At 70.3% G+C, this 23,161-nt stretch carries 19 protein-coding genes and 1 pseudogene; 16 read left to right on the top strand and 4 right to left on the bottom strand.

The features are described from left to right. The first annotated feature begins 54 nt into the window (after positions 1 to 54). The 6 genes from QQY66_RS03670 to QQY66_RS03645 all read left to right on the top strand — a co-directional run bounded on the left by QQY66_RS03670 (position 55) and on the right by QQY66_RS03645 (position 4,689). Entirely contained in the window at positions 55 to 819 is a 765-nt protein-coding gene (locus QQY66_RS03670) for an ABC transporter permease (RefSeq protein WP_367667074.1), read from the top strand. Beyond that, positions 816 to 1,598: an ABC transporter permease gene (locus tag QQY66_RS03665; protein ID WP_301977564.1), complete on the top strand. Its 783-nt coding sequence runs from the start codon at positions 816 to 818 to the stop codon at positions 1,596 to 1,598. The genes QQY66_RS03670 and QQY66_RS03665 overlap by 4 nt, the downstream gene beginning before the upstream one ends. A 31-nt stretch (positions 1,599 to 1,629) precedes the next feature. Further along, positions 1,630 to 2,424 carry an ABC transporter ATP-binding protein gene (locus tag QQY66_RS03660; protein WP_301987143.1) on the top strand — a complete coding sequence of 265 codons (795 nt, stop codon included), beginning with the start codon at positions 1,630 to 1,632 and terminating at the stop codon, positions 2,422 to 2,424. Positions 2,425 to 2,779: 355 nt separating this feature from the next. Next, positions 2,780 to 3,754: a RimK family alpha-L-glutamate ligase gene (locus tag QQY66_RS03655; RefSeq protein ID WP_301977563.1), complete on the top strand. Its 975-nt coding sequence runs from the start codon at positions 2,780 to 2,782 to the stop codon at positions 3,752 to 3,754. A 29-nt stretch (positions 3,755 to 3,783) separates the two neighbouring features. Next, the gene (locus tag QQY66_RS03650; protein WP_301977562.1) at positions 3,784 to 4,251 is read left to right on the top strand and encodes an RpiB/LacA/LacB family sugar-phosphate isomerase; all 468 of its coding nucleotides are present in this window, start codon (positions 3,784 to 3,786) and stop codon (positions 4,249 to 4,251) included. A gap of 60 nt (positions 4,252 to 4,311) precedes the next feature. Further along, the gene (locus QQY66_RS03645) at positions 4,312 to 4,689 is read left to right on the top strand and encodes a VOC family protein (protein WP_301977561.1); all 378 of its coding nucleotides are present in this window, start codon (positions 4,312 to 4,314) and stop codon (positions 4,687 to 4,689) included. A 9-nt stretch (positions 4,690 to 4,698) separates the two neighbouring features. Here the strand turns inward: QQY66_RS03645 and QQY66_RS03640 are convergent, their stop codons facing one another. Together QQY66_RS03640 and QQY66_RS03635 are read right to left on the bottom strand one after the other, a co-directional pair. Further along, the gene (locus tag QQY66_RS03640) at positions 4,699 to 5,049 is read right to left on the bottom strand and encodes a hypothetical protein (protein ID WP_301977560.1); all 351 of its coding nucleotides are present in this window, start codon (positions 5,047 to 5,049) and stop codon (positions 4,699 to 4,701) included. 5 nt (positions 5,050 to 5,054) lie between these two features. Further along, complete coding sequence (locus QQY66_RS03635) at positions 5,055 to 5,381, bottom strand: DUF6479 family protein (protein WP_301977559.1); 327 nt, start codon at positions 5,379 to 5,381, stop codon at positions 5,055 to 5,057. A 79-nt stretch (positions 5,382 to 5,460) separates the two neighbouring features. Here QQY66_RS03635 and QQY66_RS03630 point away from each other — a divergent pair, with 79 nt between their 5' ends. From QQY66_RS03630 to QQY66_RS03590, 9 genes and pseudogenes are all read left to right on the top strand, one after another. After that, the gene (locus QQY66_RS03630) at positions 5,461 to 5,829 is read left to right on the top strand and encodes a ferredoxin (protein ID WP_301977558.1); all 369 of its coding nucleotides are present in this window, start codon (positions 5,461 to 5,463) and stop codon (positions 5,827 to 5,829) included. A 109-nt stretch (positions 5,830 to 5,938) separates the two neighbouring features. Continuing rightward, positions 5,939 to 7,153, top strand: coding sequence for an acyl-CoA dehydrogenase family protein (locus QQY66_RS03625; protein WP_301977557.1), 1,215 nt, complete (start codon positions 5,939 to 5,941; stop codon positions 7,151 to 7,153). A gap of 9 nt (positions 7,154 to 7,162) precedes the next feature. After that, positions 7,163 to 8,007: pseudogene (locus QQY66_RS03620) on the top strand (oxygenase MpaB family protein). A gap of 114 nt (positions 8,008 to 8,121) precedes the next feature. Continuing rightward, positions 8,122 to 10,359: a tetratricopeptide repeat protein gene (locus QQY66_RS03615; RefSeq protein WP_301977556.1), complete on the top strand. Its 2,238-nt coding sequence runs from the start codon at positions 8,122 to 8,124 to the stop codon at positions 10,357 to 10,359. 141 nt (positions 10,360 to 10,500) lie between these two features. Continuing rightward, the gene (locus tag QQY66_RS03610; protein ID WP_301977555.1) at positions 10,501 to 11,568 is read left to right on the top strand and encodes a trypsin-like peptidase domain-containing protein; all 1,068 of its coding nucleotides are present in this window, start codon (positions 10,501 to 10,503) and stop codon (positions 11,566 to 11,568) included. Positions 11,569 to 11,573: 5 nt separating this feature from the next. Continuing rightward, a complete protein-coding gene (locus QQY66_RS03605; RefSeq protein WP_301977554.1) occupies positions 11,574 to 14,936 on the top strand; it encodes an SUMF1/EgtB/PvdO family nonheme iron enzyme in 3,363 nt (1,120 codons plus the stop codon). A gap of 6 nt (positions 14,937 to 14,942) precedes the next feature. Beyond that, positions 14,943 to 15,803 (top strand): AAA family ATPase, encoded by an 861-nt coding sequence (locus tag QQY66_RS03600; RefSeq protein ID WP_301977552.1) that lies wholly within the window; start codon positions 14,943 to 14,945, stop codon positions 15,801 to 15,803. Positions 15,804 to 15,823: 20 nt separating this feature from the next. Continuing rightward, positions 15,824 to 17,971 carry a hypothetical protein gene (locus QQY66_RS03595; RefSeq protein WP_301977550.1) on the top strand — a complete coding sequence of 716 codons (2,148 nt, stop codon included), beginning with the start codon at positions 15,824 to 15,826 and terminating at the stop codon, positions 17,969 to 17,971. Positions 17,972 to 18,028: 57 nt separating this feature from the next. After that, on the top strand, positions 18,029 to 19,606 hold the full coding sequence (locus tag QQY66_RS03590; RefSeq protein ID WP_301977549.1) for an NAD(P)/FAD-dependent oxidoreductase: 1,578 nt from the start codon (positions 18,029 to 18,031) through the stop codon (positions 19,604 to 19,606). A 5-nt stretch (positions 19,607 to 19,611) separates the two neighbouring features. On the opposite strand, the gene QQY66_RS03585 is transcribed toward QQY66_RS03590, so the two are convergent. Next, on the bottom strand, positions 19,612 to 20,403 hold the full coding sequence (locus tag QQY66_RS03585) for an SDR family NAD(P)-dependent oxidoreductase (protein WP_301977548.1): 792 nt from the start codon (positions 20,401 to 20,403) through the stop codon (positions 19,612 to 19,614). An 87-nt stretch (positions 20,404 to 20,490) separates the two neighbouring features. Between QQY66_RS03585 and QQY66_RS03580 the strand changes: the two genes are divergently transcribed. After that, entirely contained in the window at positions 20,491 to 21,342 is an 852-nt protein-coding gene (locus QQY66_RS03580; RefSeq protein WP_301977547.1) for a helix-turn-helix transcriptional regulator, read from the top strand. Positions 21,343 to 21,349: 7 nt separating this feature from the next. Here the strand turns inward: QQY66_RS03580 and QQY66_RS03575 are convergent, their stop codons facing one another. Continuing rightward, positions 21,350 to 23,137 (bottom strand): serine hydrolase, encoded by a 1,788-nt coding sequence (locus tag QQY66_RS03575; RefSeq protein ID WP_301977546.1) that lies wholly within the window; start codon positions 23,135 to 23,137, stop codon positions 21,350 to 21,352. Positions 23,138 to 23,161 lie beyond the last annotated feature (24 nt).

The raw sequence follows: 23,161 nt of genomic DNA, 5'->3' as shown, positions 1-23,161 counted from the left end.
TACGTCCCGCGGCCGGCGTCGCCGGCCGCCCGGCGCCGCCCGGCCCCAAGTCCCGTGGTAGTGCGGGGACTTGCCGGCCTGGCAGGGCTGCTGGCCGTCCTGGAGGTCCTGCCGCGCACCCCGCTCGTCTCCGCCGACTACCTCCCCCCGGCCTCCACCATCGGCCGCGCCTTCTGGCACCTGCTCGGCGAGGGCACCTTCTGGAGCGCGCTCGGCGACACCCTCACAGGCTGGGGGACCGGCCTCGCCATCGCCGTCCTGGCCGGAGTCGCGGCGGGTGTGGTCATCGGCTCCGTACCTGTGCTGCGCGCGGCGACCGCCTCGACCATCGAGTTCCTGCGTCCGATTCCCTCCGTGGCACTGATCCCCGTGGCGGTGCTGCTCTACGGCACCGATCTCCGCTCGAAACTGCTCCTCGTCGTGTACGCGTCGTTCTGGCAGGTGCTCGTTCAGGTGCTGGCCGGCCTCCAGGACGCGGACCCCGTCGCCCAGGACACCGCCCGCAGCTACCGGCTGGGCACCTGGGGCCGGATCCGGTACGTCCTTTGGCCCACCGCGCTGCCGTACGTCATGACCGGCGTACGCCTGGCCGCCACCGTGGCTCTCGTCCTCGCGGTCACCGCCGAACTCGTCATCGGCGCGCCCGGCCTCGGCCAGCAGCTGGCCGTCGCGCAGACCTCCGGAGCCGTGCCCGAGGTGTACGCGCTGGTCCTGACGACCGGCCTGATCGGCGTCGCCGTCAACCTGGCCGCCCGGGCGGTCGAGCACCGCGTCCTGCACTGGCACCAGTCCCAACGCGGAGAGAGTCAGGCCCGATGACCGTCCGTATCGCAGCCCGCCGCGCCCTGTTCGCCGTGGCCCTGCCCGCCGTGCTGTTCGCCGTGTGGTGGTTCGCCAGCGCCGACAGCACCGACTTCTATCTGCCGCCGCTCTCCACGATCCTGCAGAAGTTCCCCGAGGTCTGGACCGCCGACCGGCTCATGTCGGACGTCGTGCCCAGCCTGCTCCGGCTCGCGGCGGGGTACCTTCTCGCCACGGCGGTGGGGATCGCCCTCGGCCTGGCCGTCGGCTCCCACCGCGTCCTGCGCGACGTACTCGAACCCGTCCTGGAACTGTTCCGGGCCATCCCGCCCCCGGTACTGGTCCCTGTGATCATGTTGTTCGCGGGCATCGGCGACACCATGAAGATCATCGTCGTGGCCAGCGGCTGCGTCTGGCCGATCCTGCTCAACACCGTCGAAGGCGTCCGCGCCGTCGACGAGGTCCTCGGCGACACGTGCCGGTCGTACGGCATCACCGGCCCCACCCGGCTGTGGCACCTGGTGCTGCGTTCGGCGAGCCCGCAGATCCTCACCGGTATGCGCCAGGCGCTGTCGATCGGGATCATCCTGATGGTCATCAGCGAGATGTTCGCCTCCAGCAACGGCCTGGGCTTCACCATCGTGCAGTTCCAGCGCTCGTTCGCCATCCCCGAGATGTGGAGCGGCGTGCTGCTGCTCGGCCTGCTCGGCTTTCTGCTCTCCCTGTTCTTCCGGTTCGCGGAGAACCGGGCCCTGGCCTGGTACCACGGTCTGCGCCGTGCCCAGCGCGACTCCTGACCGACAGGCCCCCACGGAGGCGTCCATGTCCATGCTCGAGATACGAAACCTGAACAAGACCTACTCCGGCCGCAACCGCACCGTCGAGGCGCTGCGCGACATCACCTTCTCCCTCGACGCGGGCGAACTGGTCTGCCTGGTCGGCCCGTCCGGCTGCGGCAAGACCACGCTCCTCAAGTGCATGTCCGGGCTGCTCGACCTCACCGGCGGTGAAGTGCGCCTCCAGGGAAGGCCGATCACCGGACCACCGCCCGGCATGGCCGTCGTCTTCCAGGAGTACGGCCGCTCGCTCTTCGCCTGGATGACGGTGTTCGACAACGTCGCCCTGCCCCTGCGCCGCAAGAAGCTCGGCAAGGCCCGCCTGGCGGAGTTGGTCGGACAGGCCCTGGAGGTCGTCGGCCTCGGCGACGCCCACCACGCCTACCCCTGGCAGCTCTCCGGTGGCATGCAGCAGCGCGTCGCCATCGCCCGTGCCGTCGCGTACGAGCCGCACGTGCTGCTGATGGACGAGCCGTTCGCCGCCGTCGACGCGCAGACCCGCGCCGACCTGGAGGACCTGGTCCGCCGGCTGTGGCGCGAACTCGGCGTCACCGTCCTGTTCGTGACCCACGACATCGACGAGGCCGTCTACCTGGGCCAGCGCACGATCATCCTGTCCAAGTCACCGACCGTCATCCAGGAGGACCTGCGCATCGACCTCCCCGACGAACGCGACCAACTGCACACCCGCTCCAGCCCCCGCTTCGCCGAACTGCGCGCACGGGTCTACGAGCAGATCCAGCGGGCCAAGCTCGGCGGCCCCGAGCATGCGGTGCCCGTCGGCTGACGCGGGTGCGGCGCAACTGCCGTCGTCGGAAGGGCGCACGGCAGGGGCGGACGGCGCAGAGGCAGGGGCAGGAGGCGGCTGTCCGTGCGCCCTGGTACGGGCTCCCGCCGCGCGCCTACAGTATGGCGCCACGGCCCTGCGGCACGGATCCGGCAGGGCGGAGCCCCACCTCGTGGTCACCGGCTATCCGGGCCCGGCCACCGTCCGGTTCCGGCACGGCTCGCAGACCGGTACGGCGTGAAGAGCGACGGGTGCCGATGACCGCCCCGCGCGAAACGACACCCGTGACAGCGTCCGGGCCGCATCACCGCCGGTGCGCGGCACCCGTGCGCGTCGAGTACCGCTGGAGGCCGCTGTGTCCCGACCGTGCATCGCCCTGATCACCGACCCGACGTCGCCCGAAGGGTGCGGGGACGTACTCGCCCGGGCCGTGGAACTGCTCACCGGCGCCCCGCCGGTCCGGGTCGACGCCCGGCACTTCGCCGCCGGCGGTACCGGCATCGGAGTACGCGACGGAGACCGCTTATGCCTCGAAGTCCCGGAACAGGACCTGCGCTTGGTGCCCGACATCGTCGTCCTGTACGAGATCCCGCCGCACCGCCGCCGCGCGCTCGCCGATTTCCAGCGCCTCCTCGCCCGCCATGACGTGGTGACCCTGGGCACCGGTGTGGCCGCCTGGCGGACGGCGACGGAGAAGGACCTGACCATGGAGCGCTTCCGGCGCGAGGGCGTCGCCCACATGGAGACCGTCGTCCTGTCCGCGCCGGACCCGCACGAGGCTGCCGCCGCCTTCGACAAGCTCGGCCGGGACGCCTGGGCCAGGCCCGTGGTCGGGACCGGCGGCAACGACGTCTTCCACCTCACGACCGGCGATCAGCTGGAGCGTGCCGTCACCTTCTACGCCGAGCGCCGCACCGCCTGGCTGCTGTCCCGGGACGCGGGGAACATCACCGCCGACGGCTGGCGTCACCAGTTCCGGGTCTTCGTCCTGGGCGGCCGGGTCATCCACGCCCGCGAGCACCTCCAGCCCGAACCCGACACGCCCTGCAACACCTGCCAGGGCGCCACCCCCGTCCCCATCGCCCCGCCCGACCTCCCCACCCGCCTCGCCGACCTGGCCGTAGCCGCCACCGCGTCGGTCGGACTGCCCTTCGCCGGCGTCGACCTGGCAGTCGAGAACGGCGGCGTGGTCTTCGAGGTCAACGTCCAGCCCGCCTTCGTCGACGGCGAACTCGACACGGTCGCCAAGCCGTACATCCAGGCCCACCTCGACGCCCTCGCATCGGGAAGCGGATGGCAGGGATCGGACGTTCTCCTGGACTGCCGATGAGGGACCGGCCCACCGGTAGGCTCCGGATCATGCGGATCTCGGTTTCCTCGGACATGGACGAACCTGTGGCCCGCGCCCTCGTCGCGGAGCTGCGCACGCGCGGCCACGAGGTGGTGACGCACGGGGCGCTGCACACCGGCGACGACCCGCGGTGGGCGGTGTGCTCGGAGGCGGCGGCCAGGGACGTCGTCTCCGGGACGGCGGACCAGGCGGTGGTGTGCTGCTGGACCGGCACTGGCGCGTCGATCGCCGCGAACAAGGTGCCGGGGGTACGGGCGGCCCTGTGCACCGACGCCTACACCGCGGACGGCGCCCGCCGCTGGAACGACGCGAACGTGCTGGCCCTCAGCCTGCGCCTGACCTCCGAACCCCTCCTCAAGGAGATCCTCGACGCCTGGTTCGCCGGCACGGCCAGCGAGGACGCGGAGGACCGGGACAACGTGGACCGCGTCTCACACCTGGACGCCGGCAGGGCATCGTCGCGCAGTGACAGCTGACGAAGAGCCCTGAGCGCAACTCGGTGGCGGCCGGAGTGGAAGTGAGGAAGGCTCGCTCGCATGGTTTCGGTAGTGCAGAACGTGGCGATCGACTGTGCCAATGCCTACGAGCTGGCCCGGTTCTGGAGCAGGGTGACCGGCTGTCCGCCGGATCCGGAGGACAAGCCAGGTGACCGGGAGACTCAGGTGGTGCTCGCACAGGGCCCGGTCCTGTACTTCAACCAGGTGTCCGAGGCCAAGACGGTCAAGAACCGGATCCACCTGTGCCTGCGCCCCGAGACCTCGCGCGAGCAGGAGGTGGAACGGCTGCTGGGCCTCGGTGCCACCCTTGTCACCGATCGACGCAATCCCGATGGCTCGGGCTGGGCAGTCCTTGCCGACCCCGAAGGCAACGAATTCTGCGTTCTTCGCAGCGAGTCCGACCGAGCCGCGACGTAGATAGACGCCCTAGGTTCGGTCGGCCTTCGGCCTGCCCCGCTGGTCCGGTGTGCCGTGCGGTGGCGGGCCGGAGGGTTCCGGCGAGGTGGCGGGCGAGACCGGGGAGCCCGTGTGGCGTGCGGTCTGCTCGGGGCGCAGGGCGCCCGGATCGCCGGACGTCGGCTCGGCGCCTGAGCGCAGCTGCTCCAGCCGGGCCGTCAGGACGGCGGTCACCGGAAGGCGGTCGGCGTGCGAGCGTTCGTACGTCAGCAGTGTCTCGACCTCCTCGGCGGTCAGTGACCGTACGCGGCTCTCCAGGCCGCCGATCGGCAGATGGTCGTAGTCGGGCAGCGGGAGGGTGCTGCGGCCGGAGTCGGCCATGGGTCTCACTTCCCTCGGTGCGGCGGGCCCGGCCGGGTCGCCGCGGTGCCGTGGCCGTCCAGCCGGTGCGGCGTCAGACGGTGCCGGCTCCGGGGCACCTCGTTGGGCTCACGGTTCTCCAGGACCTCGCGGACCGGGCCGTCGTCCGGCAGCCTCGGCTGCTCCTCGGGACGCGGCGGGGGAGGCTCGCGGCGACGTACGCGGGCGCCCAGCCGGACGGCGCCGAGCAGCAGCGCCACGACCACGACGCCCGCCAGGACCAGCCCGGCGCCGACGACGCCGCGGCTGACGGCTAGGTCCGTCCCTGCGCTCTCGATCCATGGGGTGCTCATGGCGCGCGAGTACCCGAGGTGCCTGCCGTGAACCCGGCGCACGGGGTTTGGCGCGTCCGGCTCCGGCTACCCGACGGGTGTGACGGCATCCCAACAGGAACTCGTCCGGTTCCTCGAGGACCGCTTCGCATGCGCGCTGGCGTGCACTGAGTGCGCACGCGCGTGTGCTCTGCGCGCCAGCCTCCTGGACCCGGACGGGACGCAGAACCAGGAACTCGTACGACGCAAGGGCATCATGTGCGCGGAAGTGTGCGACGCGACCTGCCGTGTGCTGTCCGAACAGCAGGACCAGGACGAGGCGGGCGTGCGCATGCAGCTGGAGTGGTGCCGGGCGGTGTGCCTGGAGTGCGCGCACCTGTACGACCAGCAGCCGGACGCCGAGGCGGCCGCCACGGCGTGCCGGGACTGCGCGCGGGCGTGCACCGACTTCCTCGCCAGCCTCGGCTGACCGCGCTTGCGGCAGCCCGGGCATTCCCGATTCGGCATTCCCAATTTCTGGAACACGTTCTACGGTGTGCGCCGTCAGGACCGGCCTGGGGAAGCCTGGAGGCGCCACCGTGCATCTCGACTACACGCCCGAGCAGCAGCGGCTGCGCACCGAACTGCGCGCCTACTTCGCGGAGTTGGTGCCACAGCACGCCCAGGCCCGGTTCGCCGACACGGCCGCACAGAAGCGGTTCTACCGTGACACGATCCGGCGGCTCGGCACCGACGGCTGGCTCGGTGTCGGCTGGCCCGAGGAGTACGGGGGCCGCGGCCTGACCGCGATGGCACAGTTCATCTTCTTCGACGAGGCCGCCCAGGCCGGCGTACCGCTGCCTCTGATGGCGCTCAACACCGTCGGCCCGACGATCATGCAGTACGGCACGGACGAGCAGAAGGCGTACTTCCTGCCGAAGATCCTCTCCGGCGAGATCGACTTCGCCATCGGCTACAGCGAGCCCGACGCGGGCACCGACCTGGCCGCGCTGAAGACCCGCGCGGTGCGGGACGATGGGGGCACCTCCCGCTCGAGCGAAGCCGAGAGTGGGGGAGCCTATGTCGTCAACGGCCAGAAGATCTGGACGACCAACGGCAACACCGCGGACTGGGTGTGGCTCGCGGTGCGCACCGACCCGGACGCGGCACCGCACCGGGGCATCACCATGCTGCTGGTGCCGACCTCCGACCCCGGCTACTCCTGCACCCTGATCAACACCCTCGCCTCGCACGACACCACGGCCAGCTACTACGAGAACATCCGCGTCCCCCTCTCACGTCGCGTGGGAGAGGAGAACCAGGGCTGGCGGCTGATCACCAACCAGCTCAACCACGAGCGCGTCACCCTCGCCGCGCACGGCACGATGGCGATCCGGGCCCTGCACGACGTCCAGCGCTGGGCGACGGAGACCAAGCTCGCCGACGGCCGCCGCGTCGTCGACCTCCCCTGGGTGCGCCGCCTCCTCGCCCGCGCCCACACTCGGCTCGACGCGATGAAACTCCTCAACTGGCAGATGGTGAGCGCCGTCCAGGAAGGCACCCTCACCCCGCAGGACGCCTCCGCGGTCAAGGTGTACGGCTCCGAGGCCCGCCGCGACGCCTACGCCTGGCTCATGGAGATCGTGGCCGCCGCGGGGGCCCTGAAGGAGGGCTCCGCGGGCGCCGTCCTCCACGGTGAGCTGGAACGCGGCTACCGCTCCGCCGTGATCTTCACCTTCGGCGGCGGCAACAACGAGATCCAGCGGGAGATCATCTCGTGGATCGGTCTGGGGATGCCGCGGGTACGGCGTTAGTCTTCGGGCATGACGGGCGATCCGGGTCTGTTCGGCCCAGGTTCCGTGACCTGGCAGATGCACGGCGACCCGATGATGTGGGTCGCCGGAGTCCGCGCGCTCTACTTCCAGGCACTGCATCCGCGCGCGGTGCGCGGCGTCATGCAGAATTCCGACTTCCGCAATGACGCCTGGGCCGGCTGATGCGGACCGCCAACTTCGTCGGCACCATCACCTACGGCACCACCGAGGCCGCCGAGCGGGCGGGCGCCCGGGTGCGGAAGATCCACAGCATGCTCGGGGCGACCGACCCGGACACCGGTGAGCGGTACGGCGTCGACGAACCCGAGCTGCTGCTGTGGGTGCACTGCGCCGAAATAGACTCCTACTTGCACGTCGCGCGCCGCTCCGGCTTCCGCCTCACCGACGCCCAGGCGGACAGCTACATCGGCGAACAGCGGGTCAGCGCCCGCCTGGTGGGCCTCGCCCCGGACGCCCTCCCCGCGAACCGGGCGGAGATGGACGCCTACTTCGAGAAGGTGCGCCCCGAACTCGCCGCCGGACCCGAAGCACGCGCGGTGGACGACTTCCTCCTCCGCCCGCCGACGCACCCCGTGCTCATACCGGCGCGGGAAGTGCTGTGGCGGCGTGTGGCACAACTGGCGTACGCCGCCCTGCCGCCGTACGCCCATGAGCTGTACGGCAGACCGGCCCCGCAACCCGCCGTCGTCACCCGGCAGTTGCGTGCCACGGGCACCCTGCTGCGCTGTGTTCCCGCACGTGTGCGCTGGCAACTCCCACCCAAACACATCCTCCGCGCGATGGCCCGCCTCGGCCCCGGCTCGCGCCCGGCACCGTACAAACTCGGACGATAGGTCGCCATACTGGACGAGCAACGAGGGGAGTGTCACGGAGGGGGCCGACCGATCGTCGGCGGGGATCCGTGAGACAGAGGGCGGGGCGACCATCGACGGGGGCGACGGCACGAGATGGCGGAGACCAGGCTGATCCAGGGCCGGTACCGGCTGCTCGACCTGATCGGGCGCGGGGGAATGGGCGAGGTGTGGCGGGCGCGCGACGAATCGCTCGGCCGGCTGGTGGCCGTGAAGTGCCTCAAGCCGCTGGGCCAGTCCCACGACCAGTCCTTCACCCGCGTCCTGCGCGAACGGTTCCGCCGCGAGGCCCGGGTGGCCGCCGCGCTCCAGCACCGCGGCGTCACCGTCGTCCACGACTTCGGCGAGCACGAAGGCATCCTCTACCTCGTCATGGAGCTCCTGGAGGGCCGCAACCTCAGTCAGCTCCTGGAGGACAACAAGCACCATCCGTTGCCCGTCCCGGACGTCGTCGAGATCGCCGACCAGGTCGCCGCGGCGCTCGCCTACACGCATCAACAGGGCATCGTGCACCGGGACCTGAAACCCGCGAACATCGTGCGGCTCACCGACGGCGCGGTGAAGATCTGCGACTTCGGCATAGCGCGCCTGGGCCACGACATCGGCTTCACCTCACGGCTGACCGGCACCGGCATCGCCATGGGCACCCCGCACTACATGTCGCCGGAGCAGATCAGCGGAACGGAGGTCGACCGGCGCAGCGACCTGTACTCGCTGGGCTGCGTGCTGTACGAGATCGCCACCGGGGTACCTCCGTTCGACCTCGACGACGCCTGGGCGATCCTCATCGGCCACCGGGACACTCCGCCGCAGCCGCCCCGCAGCCACCGCGCCGAGCTGCCCGAGTACTTCGAGCAGGTCATCCTGGACCTGCTGGCCAAACGGCCCGAGCAACGCCCGCACGACGCCCGCGAGTTGTGCCGCAGGATCGACGCGGGCCGCACCACGCCGACGTATGTGCCGACGGTCGTGACGCCGCAGCCGGAACTCCGCCCGCCCGAGCCCGCGCCCCGCGAGACCCGGCTGCCGTCCTGGACCCGCGGCATGACCACCGGCCACAAGGCCACCGGCGCAGGCATCGTCACCACACCCCCGGACGCCGGAGCCGGCCTCACCGGGGAGTGGATCGCGCGCCCGGTCACCGGCCGGGTCGAAGAGCCGGTGCCGGACGAGCCGCCCGCCCCTTCCGCGCAGACCCTCCTCGCGCTGGCCGGCCGGCACAACGCGGGCCTGAGCCTCGGGCGGCTGGGGCGCTGGGCCGAGGCGGGCGAGGTGCACCGCGCCGTCGCCGCCGAGCGCGAGCACCTCCTCGGCCCCGACCACCCCGACACCCTCGCCAGCCGCTACGAGGTCGCCTTCACCCTCAGCCGCACCGGCCGCGCCGCCGACGCCCTGCGGGAGTACAAGCACGTCGCCGCTGCCCGCACCCGGGTGCTCGGCGCCGACCACCCCGACTCGCTGGCCGTCCGCCAGGAAATGGCCTACGTCCTGGGCCAGTTGGGGCGGCACTTCGATGCCCACCAGGTCTATACGTCGGTGCTCGCCGCCCGGGAGCGCACCATGGGCGCCGACCATCCCGACACCCTGCGCTGCCGCCACAACCTCGCCTTCAACCTCAGCCGCCTCGGGCGCCTGGAGGACTCGTACCGCATGGCCTGCGACGTGGCCGCCGCGCGCGCCCGTGTGCTGGGACCGAACCACCCCGACACCCTGGTCACGCGCTACGAAGTCGCCTACGCGCTGGGTCAGTTGGGCCGCTGGCCGGAAGCCCTGCAGACCTATGCCGAGGTCGCCGAAGCCCGCGCCCAGGCCCTCGGCGCCGACCATGCCGACACCCTCGCCGCCCGCTACGAGGTCGGCATCAGCCTCGGCCGCCTCGGCCGCAGCGCCGACGCCCTCAAGCTGTACCGCGAGCTGATCGACGACCGTGCCCGCGTCCAGGGCCCCGCCCACCCCGAGACCCTGCGCGCCCGCCACGGCCTCGGCGTCAACCTCGGCCGCCTCGGCCGCTGGGAGGAAGCCCTCGCCGAGTCCCGCGACGTGTGCGCGATCCGCGAGCGGGTGCTGGGTCCCGACCACCCGGACACCCTCGTCAGCCGCCGGGAGGTCGCCGTCGGACTCGGCTGGCTGGGCCGCTGGGCCGACGCCCTCAGCGAATACCGGCGGGTGGCAGCCGCCCGCGAGCGCGTCCTCGGGGCCGACCACCCCGACACGCTCGCCAGCCGCAACGACGAGGCCCACTGCCTGGAACAGCTCGGCCGGGGCGCCGAGGCGGTCGAGCTGTACCGCAGGGTCGCCGCCCTGCGCCAGCAGCGCGTGTCCGGTGCTCAGTGACCACGAGAGAAGAATTCCGCCACATACGGCCCGTGAATACGACCAGTGTGATCAGGCGGGGTCACGCTGACCAAAACCCCTCCACCGATTCGGCGGCTCGGGCACAATGAGGCCACTCTCAGCGTCGATGGGGGATGGCCGATGAGTGTGAGGCTGGACGCGCGCGACTTCGAACGGACGGTGGGAATTCTCGGCGGAATGCCGGACTTCCGTACCGTACGGAGTCGTGTGGACTTCGTAACAGATGTGTTCGCGGGAACTCCTCGCTGGGACGATGTGATTGCGTCCCTCGACATCGACGGAGCCCCACGAGGGGTGGCCGTCCGGGTCGTGGACCGGCTCCAGTCCTTCGGGCAGGACGAACCCGGCAGGGAAACGCTGGGAGTGCTCGTCAACAAGATGATCGCCTATCTCGGCGGCGGGGACGACGCCGACTATCTGCGCGAATTGCTGACCCGTTATCCGTTCACCGTCAAGCCGAGTGCCGACCGCGGCCCCTCCGGCGACTGGCGCGGCCGGGAGGACGACGACCAGGTCGCGGAGAAGATCATCGGCGAGAACACCCTCAGGGACATCGCCCTGCTCGAACTCGCCCTGGAGGCGGCGCGGGCGGTCGTCCGCGTCGTCACTCCGAGGTGGGTCGGCACGGGGTTCCTGACCACCGGGGGCCTGCTCGTCACCAACCACCATGTGATCGGCGACATGGGGACGGCCGAGGCCAGTACTTACGACTTCGACTACCAGCTCGACCGACAGGGCCTCGAACGCCCGGTGCAGACTCGGCGGTGCAAGCCCGGAGGGCTCTTCCACACCAGTGCCCGACTCGACGTCACGGTGATCGAGCTGCCCGACGTACCGGACGGAGTCCGTGCGGTGCCACTCGTGGCCGAGAGAGTCTTTGCCGATCAGCGCGTGAACATCATTCAGCATCCCGGCGGCCACTACAAGAAGATCTCCATGCAGAACAACTTCGTGGTCTATGCCGATCGCAAGGTCATCCAGTACACGACGTCGACACAACCGGGTTCTTCGGGATCGCCCGTGTTCAACAATGGGTTCGAGGTGGTCGGAATCCATCACAGCGGGGGAATGCTGAGGGAACCGAACAGCGAGAAGCGGTACCTGAGAAACGCGGGAACCACCGCCATCGCCGTGCTGGAAGACATACGAGTGCATTCCCCCGAGGTGACCGAGCGGCTGCTGGGGTGACAGCCATGGTGAATCCGGGGTCGAACCCCTTCAGTGACGCGGTCGACTTTCTGAGCAGACACTTCAGGACTCGCGAGAGCCGCGATTCCCTCATACCCCTGATCTACGGCTGGGAGGGGAAGAACACCATCCAGTTCGAGGGGGCGGCGAAGGACTTCTCCGCCCGGCTGGTGGGGCAACTGCCGTTGAACCTGCTGCAACAGGTCCTGCGAGAGATTCCTGTCGGAGTGGAACAGCAGGAGTGGGTCGAGACGCTGTGCGGACGGCTGGAGTCCCGGGGCGACGACCCCCCTGTGTCCGACCCGCTGGCCGGGCTGCTCACGGTGCCCCCACCAGCTCGCGGCACCGACGACGGGCCGCCCGTGCTGTTCCACGCCACGCCCATGCTCACGCCCACCGGGCCCGCGCAGAGTTTCCGGGAGATGCTCGCCGTGGAACACCCGCTCCTGCTGGTGACACATTTCGCGGCCGATGTACGGCCGTCCCTGCGGGAGTTGGCGGGCCACGATCGTCAGTGGCTCGACGGCGCTGCATGGCTCATCCCCGACGGCCTCCGGCGCGGCGACTCGGGCAGCCACACCGGAGCCGAGCCGCACAAGGCAGCCGAGCCTGCCCTACGGAAGGAACGCGCCCCGACGCTCCTGGCGGTCGACTTCTCGGCGGCTCCTCCAGAACACGTGCTCGTCGACCGAGCGGAAACCTCGCCCGAGGACCCGACAGCCCGCATCCTCGACTTCCTCGCCTGGGCACGGACGAGAGGTCATCAAGTCGTCCTGGGCATGCCGCGGTTCGCCCTGGCGGCGTTGGACACGGACCGGCTCAGGCAGGCCTCTGTCCAGATGCTCACCGCCGCGGACCTGTTCTCCGAGGAGTACCGGCACCGCGCGGAAAGCTGTGAGGAGCGACTGGGCAGGAAGCTGCCCTTCCGAGAGGTACTGCATCCGCTGCTCAGCGCGAACAGCGTCACGCTGCCCACAGTCGCTGCGAACTTCCTGCGGGCTCTCCCGGCCGGCCGGTCCTGGGCGGGGTCCCCCATCGACGACCCGGCGAAGACAACACTCGCCCTGGAGCTGGCGCGCGGACTGCGCGAGACCGGCTTCCACGAGATCGCCTACCGTTTGGAGGGACACTGCCGGACCCGACCGCAGGCGCGCGGAGTGATCTCGCTGGCGGCGGATCTGTGGCCCGCCCCGGACGCGGAACCGGACGAACAGGTCGTCGCCTTCGTCGAGTCGGTCACGCAGGCTCCGGCCCTCACCCGCCACGGGACCCTCATCGGCGGCACCGGAGCGGGCAAGACGACCTCGCTGCTCGGCATCGAACACGCCTGGTTCCTGCCCCGGTTCGAGGAGCACGGCCTACGCGTCCGTCACCACCTACCGCTGTACGTCCCACTGGACACCGATCCGGAATGCGACCTCGCGGGACGTGTCGAGGCGCATGTGGCGCGCAACGCGTTCGCGAGCTTCACGTACCGGAACCAGCGGTACCACCTCCCGTGCCACGACCTGGTCCGGACCGTGGGGAAGCTCGACCATCTGCACTGGCTGTTCAGCTCACCTCTGTACCTCCTGCTGGACGACGTCGACCGGCTGTCCGCACCCGCCCGGGACCGGCTGCGCGCGGACCTGGACACGTTGCGCGCGGGCGCCTCGGACACCGGAACGCTGCTGGCCTGCCGGACCGAGCGCACCGCGCTGGTCCTGGGGTCCAGGAACATGACGGTCCGGGAGCTGAGCGAGCAACAGGTCACCGAACTGCTCGCGCAACGGCACGGCGATCCCACACTCGTCGATCTGCTCGCGGCCGGGGGCGGTTCGGTCTCGCGTCATCTGCGCAATCCGCAACTCCTGAGCCTGCTGTGCGAACTCCGCGCAACGGACCGGACGCTGCGGAACGCCAACCTCAGGGCCATCCTCGAACTGTATGTCGGCCGCTGGCACGAACGGCTCGCCGACCCCCGGCAGGCGCCGGCGGTGGAAGACTGGCTGGCCCGAGTGGCGCTTGCGCTGAAGAAGGCCGGACAGCACCGTGTGACCGTTCGGCCGGAGGACGGGGAGGCGATCGCCACGGGGCGGCTGCTCGGTCTGCTGCGAGACACGGGCGCCCCGGACGTCGCGGAATTCCGGTTCGATCTGCTGCGGGACTACTTCGCCGCCCGCCAACTGGCCCAGGGGTTCCACAAGGCGGGCTTGGCCGCCGCGGTCGACGCCCCGGAGGCATGGGAGGACGTCCTGCGCATTCTGGTCGCCCTGCTGCCCGGGAAGGACGCCGAACGGCTGGTCGAACTCCTCGTGCGGGGCGGTGCCCTGCGACTGGCGCACGAGTGCGTTCTGGAACTCGCCGCACCAGGGCAACGGGCCGTCGGCGCCACGGTGCCGGCCCTGCTGCGAAAGACGGCACGGGACGAAAAGGACTCCTTCCTCGGGAAGGACCACTTGCTCCGGATCGACGATGTACGCGCACTGGGACGACTAGATCCCCGTGTCTCGGTGAGGTCGCCGCTGCGCAACCTCGTCGACGTGCCGCGCACCGGACCGGTCGAGCCGTTCCGGATCGGCCGGTACCCCGTGACGAACATGGAGTTCGCGGAGTTCGTGGGCGACGGCGGGTACGAGCAGCGCGCCTGGTGGGACGAGCGCGGCTGGGCCTGGATCCGCAAGCAGAAGATCCGCTTTCCCCGCTATTGGCTCAACAGCCGGCTCAACGCCCCCAACCAGCCCGTGACCGGGGTCAACTTCTTCGAGGCCACCGCGTATTGCGCCTGGCTGACAGAGCGCAACGGCGGCCATCTCTTCCGGCTGCCGTCCGCTGCGGAATGGGACAGCGCGGCGCACGGCAGGCTCCGGATCTTTCACGGGGTGCTGGGCGCCCTGGTCCCGGCGGAGCAGCCCGCCAGACCCCGCAGACTCCGCCTCTTCCCACGAGCCGAGCGGCATGGCGAGTCCGGCACACGCGCCCCGGTGGACCGGGCGGAGACGGTTGAGGGACTGGTCAAGGCGGTCAAGGAGCACATGGATCAGATGGACCTGACCGCCGTCGCCCCGGAGTACGGACCGGGGTTACCGGTGGGCCTCCTCCCGCCGAACACACGAGGGGTGCACGACCTGTTCGGGAGCGTGTGGCAGTGGTGCAACACCTCACTGAGGCTGATGTCGGCGACCGAACAGGAACTGCGGGACCTGGCCGAGGGCCCCGGGATCGGGCCCGCCGTGTCGATCGTCGTGAAGGGCGGAGTGACCCCGCCCTCACACAGTCCCGTCTGGTCCTTGATCGGCGGATGGTTCGATCCACATGTCCGATTCCATCAACTCGGGTTCCGGGTGACGTGCCGTACTCCGCAAGGCGGTACGGGGGCGAAGGGATAGCAGAACATGGACGGTTACGGTCAGGTCGGCGACGTCGCCTTCGCGCTGGCGGATCCGGTCGAGATTCCGGAGAACACCTTCATCGGACGCACCGGAGAACTGGAGCTGTGCCGGGTCGCCTGGGGCATCCGGAAGGACGGCAAGGAACTCATCGACAGCAGTGTGCCGCCGCTGCACTTCCGGCTGGAGGGCGCCCCCGGACTCGGCAAGAACGAGATCGTCTACGAGATCGCCCGGCAGCTGGAGATGCCGCTCTACATCGTCCAGGGCCATGAGGAGCTCACCCCTGAGGACCTGGCCCTCCTCCTGACGCCCAGTCCGGAGGACTCCTACGGCCAGTCGATGGCCCTGACCCTGCGGGCGAGCCCTCTGGCGACCGCCCTGTACGAGGGCGGGCTCTGCTTCTTCGACGAGATCAACCGCGTACCCGAGCGCACACTGAGCCCGCTCGCCTCGGTGCTCGACGGACGGCAGTATGTTTCTTCGGCGATGGCGGGCATCAACATCGGCCCGAAGGACCCGGAGGCGAAGAAGCGCTTCCGGTTCTGCTGTGCGCTCAACCCCTCACTGAGCAATTCGGGTCATGTACTGCCGGAGTACATCGAGCAACGCACCCTGCCAGTCATCGAGATCACTACTCCGCCCTTCGAGGAACTGCGCAGGATCGTGCAGACCGCCCTGTCACCCTCGCCCGACTTCCTGGACGCCTTCGAATCCTGGTACCTGCGGGAGGAGCGGCTCGACGTTTCGGTCCGGCAGGCGGTTGCGCTGATGAACTACGCCATGAACTACGACCAGTACGGCGGTGAGCCGCAGGTGAATCTCTTCGAGCGGATCGCCGGCATGGTCCTCGGCCGGCGCGGATGACCGGTGAGGGGGACACGCCCATGAGCCTGCCGTACATCCGACAGGGCGAGGTCTGCATCGTGCCCGTCGTGCGCCACCACCTCACCTTCGCCGTTCAGGTCCAGCGGGCGGTGCACGAACTCGGGCTCGGACGGCAGGACCTCGTCGCGGTCGGGCTGCCCGAGTCCGTGCGGGGCCCCATGCTCCAGGCAGTGAAGGCGATCCCCCGCGTGTCTTTGGTCGTCTCGCGGGTGCGTGACAGTGACCAGCACGAGGTCTTCCCGGTGACCCCCGCCGACGGCATGGTCGAGGCGGTACGGATCGCGACCGAACGGGACATCCCGCTGGCCCTCGTCGACCAGGAGATGGCCCCGGGACACCTCCTGGACCGCTTCTGCATGGCGGACGAGGAGTGGCCCGACGACGGACTCGCCCTGGAGCATGGCGCCGAGTGGTACCTCGCGCTGATCGCCGAGCGACTGGCTCGCCCGCCGTCCCGCTTCGAACCCGTGGACACCTGGCGGGAACTGCACATGGCGGCACGGCTCCAGGCGCTGTATCCGCGGTACCGCCGCATCCTGTTCGTCTGCAACGCGACCCATGTGGCCGCCGTGCGGCGCCTGCTCACCCAGCCGGCGCTGACCATCGAGGGCGGCCCGTCGCTTCCCGACGCCCAGTACGACATCCGGCAGCCGAGCCTGCCGATTCTCCTGCGCTATCTGGACCACATTCCCCGCTTGGTCCAGCGATACGAGGAATACCGGAAGGAGAACCGGGCGCACACTTTCGACAAACATGAGGCCTTGCTGGAACTCATCCACCAGCTGAGCGAGGAGGCGACCGACCTCAAACTCTCTATACGGCACTACCAGGTCTTCTCCCAGGTGCTGACCAAACTCCTGGAGGAGGAACAGCGGATCTCGCCGAGCTTCGAAGCGATCCTCACCGCATGCCAGGCCTGTTTCAACAAGCCGTTCAAAGAACGCGTCTACCGGAGTCTGCTCGGCTATCACGACCAGGTGCGGGTGGAGCGGATCGGCCGTATCAGAAGCACCCGGGAGACCCTGTTCGAACTCGCCACGACCACACCCCGCAACCATCGGGGCCCGGTCTTCGTGGCCCGCAACTGCGGGCAGTACGAGCAGTTTTTCGAAGTGCTGGGGGCCACGCGGGCGGAGTGGGACGAGGAGGCCTCGGGGCTGTCCGCGGACCTGCTGCCCCTGGAGACCGTCGACCTCGGCCCGTCGACCCCGCCACCCGCGCCGAGTCCCAGACTGAACAGATGGCCGCAGGGCTGGGAGTCGTCGACCTGGCCGCCCACGGACGAGTTCCTGGAGGAGGTGCGGCGCAAGGCCTTCGACTTGGCCAGGACACAGGACGACCGGCAGATGAAAAGCATGGAATTCCAGGGTGCGTTGCACAACGGTTTGGATTTCCGGCGAACGCTGCGCAGCCACTACAAAGGGCAGCCCAAGCTGTACGTACGGCAGGAGCGGCGGTCTCAGAGATTCGTTGCCGACCACGCCGAGCCCATGGTCTGGCTCTCCGACGCCTATGAGTCGGGCGACCTCAGCGATCCTTCTCACATGATGGAATACATACTGGCGGGAACCGAGCCCGAACCGACACTGGTGGCCGAATGGTTCTGCGGCAAGAGGCTGGACTTGCCGCAGAGGGATTACAAGAACCGGTACGGGGAGCCGGTCAAAGTGAGCGCGTGGGACATCCACGGGCGGGCGAACTTCAACGGCTGGGTGCTCACCATGGAGGAGATCCGCAACCAGCTCGGGGACGACCTGACCAGCAGGATGCCGCAGCATGCGACCCTGCTGAACCTCGATCTGCACAGCCTGCGGCTGCCCGGGGTGCAGGGGCCCGAACTCGACTGGGGCCGATGGTGGGAAGTTCTCCTCGCGGTGGCTCTCCAGTACGCCAAGGAGGCGATCCTGCTGATCGCCCCACATCACTTCGTGGTGCCCGCCCACATCAACGCGCAGGCGGCGGCGAGCGGCAAGCGGATCGCCCACATCTCCACCGCCGGGTTCACCCGTGAGGAACTGCGCAAGATGGGCATCGCATATTTCCTCGAACACCGGTATCCGAAGAAACGGCTCGATGCCAACGACCCCGTGCACCGCGCCTATCTCGTGGACCGGTTCTCGGACGTCATGAAGCAGTTCTGGGGGTGAGCGGCGGGCCTCGAGGTTCCCCTGGCTGACCTCGATCACCACGTGTTAACAAGAACCATGACCGCACACGAAGGACCCGGCACGCACCGCACCTACGACGCCGTCATCGTCGGCGGCGGCCACAACGGGCTCGTCGCCGCCGCCTACCTGGCCCGCGCCGGACGCTCCGTGCTGGTGCTGGAGCGGCTGGACCACACCGGGGGCGCCGCCGTGTCCACCCGCCCGTTCGCGGGCGTCGACGCCCGGCTGTCGCGCTATTCGTACCTGGTCAGCCTGTTGCCGAAGAAGATCGTGCGGGATCTGGGGCTGGACTTCCGGGTACGCGGGCGCACCATCTCGTCGTACACGCCCGTGGAGCGGGACGGCCGGCCCACGGGACTCCTCGTCGGCGGCGGCGAGCGGCGCACCCGGGAGGCCTTTGCCCGGCTCACCGGCGGCGAGACCGAGTACCAGGCCTGGCAGCGGTTCTACGGCATGACCGGCCGCGTCGCCGAGCGGGTCTTCCCGACCCTCACCGGACCGCTGCCCACCCGCGACGAACTGCGCCGCCGCGTCGACGACGAGGAGGCCTGGCGCACCCTCTTCGAGGAACCCGTCGGTGTCGCGATCGAGGACCGCTTCACCGACGACCTGGTCCGGGGCGTCGTCCTCACCGACGCCCTGATCGGGACCTTCGCCGACGCCCACGACGCCTCGCTGCGGCAGAACCGCTGCTTCCTCTACCACGTGATCGGCGGCGGCACGGGCGCCTGGGACGTACCCGTCGGCGGCATGGGTGCCCTCACCGACGCCCTGGCCGCCGCGGCACGGCACGCGGGCGCCGTCCTCGCCACCGGCCACGAGGTGGAACGGATCGCCACGGACGGCCGTACCGCCGAGATCACCTACCGGACGGCCGACGGCGAAGGCGTCGCCGTCGCCCGGCACGTCCTGGTGAACGCCTCACCTCAAGCGCTCGCCGCCCTCACCGGCGACCAGCCGCCCGCCCCCGCCGAGGGCGCCCAGCTCAAGGTGAACATGCTGCTCAAGAGGCTGCCGAAGCTCCGCGACAGCTCCGTCGATCCGCGGGAGGCGTTCTCCGGCACCTTCCACATCGCCGAGGGCTACGAGCAACTGGCCGCCGCGCATGCCCAGGCCGCCGCCGGTGAGCTGCCCGCCGCCCCGCCCTCCGAGATCTACTGCCACTCGCTCACCGACCCGACCATCCTCGGGCCGGAACTCGTCGACCGCGGCTACCAGACGCTCACCCTGTTCGGCCTGCACACGCCGGCCCGGCTGTTCGCAGGGGACAACGAAGCCGTACGCGACGAACTGCTGAAGTCGACGCTGGCCCAGCTGGACGCCCACCTGGCCGAACCGCTCGCCGACTGTCTGGCGACGGACGAGGAAGGGCGGCCCTGCATCGAGGCGAAGACCCCGCTCGACCTGGAGCGGGACCTGCGGTTGCCCGGCGGCAACATCTTCCACCGCGAACTCGCCTGGCCGTACGCCCAGGACGGCACCGGCCGCTGGGGCGTGGAGACCCCGCACGCCAATGTGCTGCTGTGCGGGGCGGGCGCGGTGCGCGGGGGAGGGGTGAGCGGGGTGCCCGGGCACAACGCGGCGATGGCGGTGCTGGAGAGCCCGGTCGGCTGACCGGTTCAGGCCAGCATGCCGCCGTCCACCGGCAGTACCGCGCCCGTGACGTAGGAGGCCCGGTCGCTCAGCAGCCACGCCGCGGCCTGCGCGATCTCGTCCGGGTCGGCGGAGCGGCCCAGCGGGGTCTGCGCGTTGAGCTGGTCGACGACGCCAGGGGTGTTCGTCTCCCACGCGTCGATCATCGCGGTCAGCGTCGTGCCGGGCGCGATGGCGTTGACGCGAATGCCTTCCGGACCATAGGTGGCGGCCGCCGACGCGGTCAGGCTGTTGACGGCCCGCTTCGCCGCGCCATACGCGGGCAGTATCGGGTTGGCCCGCAGGCTGCCGACGCTGGATGTGTTGACGATCGCCCCGGTCTTGGCGGTGGCCCGGATGGCGGCGATCTCCGCGTTCATGGCCAGCCAGGGACCCTTGAGGTTGACCGCGAAGACGTGGTCGAAGTCGGCCTCCGCCAGCTGGTCCAACGGGCCGGGTTGCTGGATCGTCGCCCCGTTGTTGAAGGCCACGTCGAGCCTGCCGTACAGCTCGACGGCCCGATCGACCGCGGCCCGGACGCTCGCAGGGTCGGCCAGGTCGCACCGGACGTGGTCTGCGGTGCCGCCGGCGGCCCGGATCTCCTCGGTCACCGCCTTGAGCTCCGCCTCCGTGCGCGCCGCCAGGAGCACCCGGGCGCCTTCCCGGGCGAACAGCCGGGCCGCGGCGGCGCCGATGCCGCGACCGGCGCCGGTGATGAAGGCGACCTTGTCGGTGAGCAGGCCGGATGTCGTGATGGTGCTGGTCTGTGTGGTGGTCATACCGTCGAGCCTGCGTCCGGCTGCCGAGCGCATCCAGGCACCGGCGGTACCTGGATGCGGCTCCCGGTTCCCCCGCACACTGAAGGCGTGGACCGACGACAACTGGCCGATTTCCTGCGCGGCAGGCGCGAGCGCATCACCCCCGCCGACGTGGGCCTGCCCGCCGGAACGCGCCGCCGGACCCCGGGGCTGCGCCGCGAGGAGGTGGCGCAGCTGGCGTACATCTCGACCGAGTACTACACGCGGCTGGAGCAGGCCCGCGGCCCGCACCCCTCCCGCGAGGTGCTGGCCCAGATCGCCCGCGCCCTGCGCCTCTCGGACCCCGAGCGCGACCACCTCCACCACCTCGCCGGAACCCTGCCCGCGCCACGGCCCGGTCCCTCGCGGGAGGTGCGGCAGAGCATCGTCGACCTGCTGCACCGGCTACCGCAGGCCGCGGCGTTCGTGATCTCGGCGACGTACGAGGTCATCGCCTGGAACGACCTGGCGGCCGCCCTGATGGAGGACTTCTCCGCGCTGTCCCGGCGCGACCGGAACCTGATCCGGCGTGGTTTCCTCGGCCCGAACCATGACGGACGGTCGTTGTACGGCATTTCGGACGCGGACGAGTTCGCCGCGTCCGCGGCCAACGATCTGCGCGCCGCCGCGGCCCGCTACCCGGACGACCCCGAAGTGACCGGGCTGGTCGAGGAACTCCTCGACGGAAGCGAGGAGTTCGCCCGGCTCTGGGCCGAGCACTGTGTGATCGCCCGGCCCACCCTGGTCAAGACCTTCGACCACCCGCTGGTCGGCCCCGTCACCGTCAACTGCGATGTCCTGGACATCACCGACCTGGACCAGCGGGTCGTCATCTACACCGCCACGCCCGGCTCGCCGTCCGAGGAGGCGCTGCGGCTGCTGTCGGTCGTGGGGACGCAGCGCCTGGACGTGCCGGGCTGAGCCGGCGTCAGTCGGCGGACCTGGTCCAGCCCGTCGCCTCGATGCGGGCCGAGTCCGCCGGGCGGGCGTCGTCGAAGAGGACGTCCTGGGCTGTCCGCACGCACACTCCGTCGACGTACGCCCCCCGGCCGACGTACCGCCGGTCGGTGGTGTAGCGCCAGCGGAGAGAGAGCTGCCGCGCGGGCGGGAGGTCGGCCATGAGGCGGTGCCAGACGCGGCCCGACCAGCCGGTCACGGAACCCGCCGGGTGCTCCTGCGGCTCCTCGGCGTGGCGCGTCGTGGTGAAGGGGAGGGGCTGCCAGGTGGCTCCGCCGTCGGTCGTGGATTCCAGGACGAGGACGTCCGAACGGGGTTCGGTGTCCCACCACAGGACGCAGCCGAGTCGTGCGGCGCCTGTGGTGGTGTCGAGGGCGGGGAGTGCGAGTGTCGCGGACGGGTTGTTCGCCATGCCCGAGAACCAGGCGGTACGTCCGCGCACCGGGCGGATCGGCACCGCGCGCGCCATGTTGTTCGCGGCGGCGACCCGGGGTGCGGAGCCGGATCGCCAACTGCGCACGGGATGCACGGAGTTGCCGAGTACGACGAGGAAGGAGTCGGTCGTCGGATCCAGGACCAGCGAGGTGCCGGTGAAACCGGTGTGGCCCGCGGTGCGTGGAGTGGCCATCGCGCCCATGTACCAGTGCTGGTAGAGCTCGAAGCCGAGGCCGTGCTCGTCGCCGGGGAAGGCGGTGTTGAAGTCGGTGAACATCAGCTCCACCGACTCCGGTTCGAGGATGCGGGCCCGGCCGTAGGCGCCGCCGCCCAGCAGCGTCCGACCGAGGACCGCGAGATCCCACGCGTTCGAGAACACCCCGGCGTGGCCCGCGACTCCGCCGAGGCTGAAGGCGTTTTCGTCGTGCACCTCGCCCCACACCAGGCCTCGCTCCAGCCCCGACCAGGGTTTGCGCGCGTCCTCCGTCGCCGCGATCTTCGGCTTCCAGGAGGCGGGCGGGTTGTAGCGGGTGCGGCGCATGCCGAGCGGGGCGGTGATCTCCTCGCGGAGCAGGGTGTCGAGGGTGCGGCCGGTGACGTGCTCCAGGACCAGCTGGAGTGAGATCAGGTTGAGGTCCGAGTAGAGGTAGGTGCTGCCCGGCGGGTTGAGGGGCGCCTCGTTCCAGATGAGTTGGAGCTTCTCCTCGTATGTCGGTGCGCTGTAGAGCGGGATCCAGGAGCGGAACCCCGAGGTGTGGGTGAGGAGTTGGCGGATCGTGATGTCCTGCTTGCCCGCGGCGCCGAACTCCGGGAGGTACGAGGCGACCTTCGCCTCCAGTTCCAGGGCGCCCCGTTCGATCTGCTGCACGGCGAGGATCGAGGTGAACAGCTTGGAGACGGAGGCCAGGTCGAAGACGGTGTCCTCGGCCATGGCGAGCTGCTGCCCGGCAGGGAACTCGACGCCGGTGTCCGTCTTCTCGTCGTACGCCGAGTAGCGCACCGCCATGCCGATCGGCTCGTGCAGGGCCACCGTGCCGCCACGCCCGGCGAGCAGCACGGCGCCCGCGTACCAGGGGTACTTGGGGGAGGGGCCGAGGAAGGTCTCCGCGTCGGTGACGAGTTGACGCAGGTGGGCGGGGAGCAGACCGGCGCGTTCGGGGGAGCCGTGCCGCAGGGTGGGGTGGCGGCCATGGGGTACGGCGGCTTCGGCGGGTCCGGCGGGAAACGGGGCGATGGCCAGCGACCCGCCCACGGCCAGTGTCCGTCGGGCCAGTTGACGGCGGGTCAGTCCGCCCCGTCTGCCCGGCACTGCCTCTTCGGTCATCGACGAACCTCCCGCTGAGCCATC

Origin of the sequence: Streptomyces sp. DG2A-72, assembly GCF_030499575.1 — a bacterium.
In the GTDB taxonomy this organism is placed as follows: domain Bacteria; phylum Actinomycetota; class Actinomycetes; order Streptomycetales; family Streptomycetaceae; genus Streptomyces.
This window is presented reverse-complemented; position numbering and strand designations above follow the sequence as displayed.

What these genes read in the sequence shown, in the direction of transcription:
- QQY66_RS03595 (WP_301977550.1), top strand. Translation starts at nt 15,824, where the DNA reads ATGAGCCTGCCGTACATCCGACAGGGCGAGGTCTGCATCGTGCCCGTC.
- QQY66_RS03635 (WP_301977559.1), bottom strand. Translation starts at nt 5,381, where the DNA reads ATGAGCACCCCATGGATCGAGAGCGCAGGGACGGACCTAGCCGTCAGC.
- QQY66_RS03605 (WP_301977554.1), top strand. Translation starts at nt 11,574, where the DNA reads ATGGTGAATCCGGGGTCGAACCCCTTCAGTGACGCGGTCGACTTTCTG.
- QQY66_RS03665 (WP_301977564.1), top strand. Translation starts at nt 816, where the DNA reads ATGACCGTCCGTATCGCAGCCCGCCGCGCCCTGTTCGCCGTGGCCCTG.
- QQY66_RS03585 (WP_301977548.1), bottom strand. Translation starts at nt 20,403, where the DNA reads ATGACCACCACACAGACCAGCACCATCACGACATCCGGCCTGCTCACC.
- QQY66_RS03590 (WP_301977549.1), top strand. Translation starts at nt 18,029, where the DNA reads ATGACCGCACACGAAGGACCCGGCACGCACCGCACCTACGACGCCGTC.
- QQY66_RS03660 (WP_301987143.1), top strand. Translation starts at nt 1,630, where the DNA reads ATGCTCGAGATACGAAACCTGAACAAGACCTACTCCGGCCGCAACCGC.
- QQY66_RS03575 (WP_301977546.1), bottom strand. Translation starts at nt 23,137, where the DNA reads ATGACCGAAGAGGCAGTGCCGGGCAGACGGGGCGGACTGACCCGCCGT.
- QQY66_RS03645 (WP_301977561.1), top strand. Translation starts at nt 4,312, where the DNA reads ATGGTTTCGGTAGTGCAGAACGTGGCGATCGACTGTGCCAATGCCTAC.
- QQY66_RS03615 (WP_301977556.1), top strand. Translation starts at nt 8,122, where the DNA reads ATGGCGGAGACCAGGCTGATCCAGGGCCGGTACCGGCTGCTCGACCTG.
- QQY66_RS03650 (WP_301977562.1), top strand. Translation starts at nt 3,784, where the DNA reads ATGCGGATCTCGGTTTCCTCGGACATGGACGAACCTGTGGCCCGCGCC.
- QQY66_RS03610 (WP_301977555.1), top strand. Translation starts at nt 10,501, where the DNA reads ATGAGTGTGAGGCTGGACGCGCGCGACTTCGAACGGACGGTGGGAATT.
- QQY66_RS03600 (WP_301977552.1), top strand. Translation starts at nt 14,943, where the DNA reads ATGGACGGTTACGGTCAGGTCGGCGACGTCGCCTTCGCGCTGGCGGAT.
- QQY66_RS03640 (WP_301977560.1), bottom strand. Translation starts at nt 5,049, where the DNA reads ATGGCCGACTCCGGCCGCAGCACCCTCCCGCTGCCCGACTACGACCAT.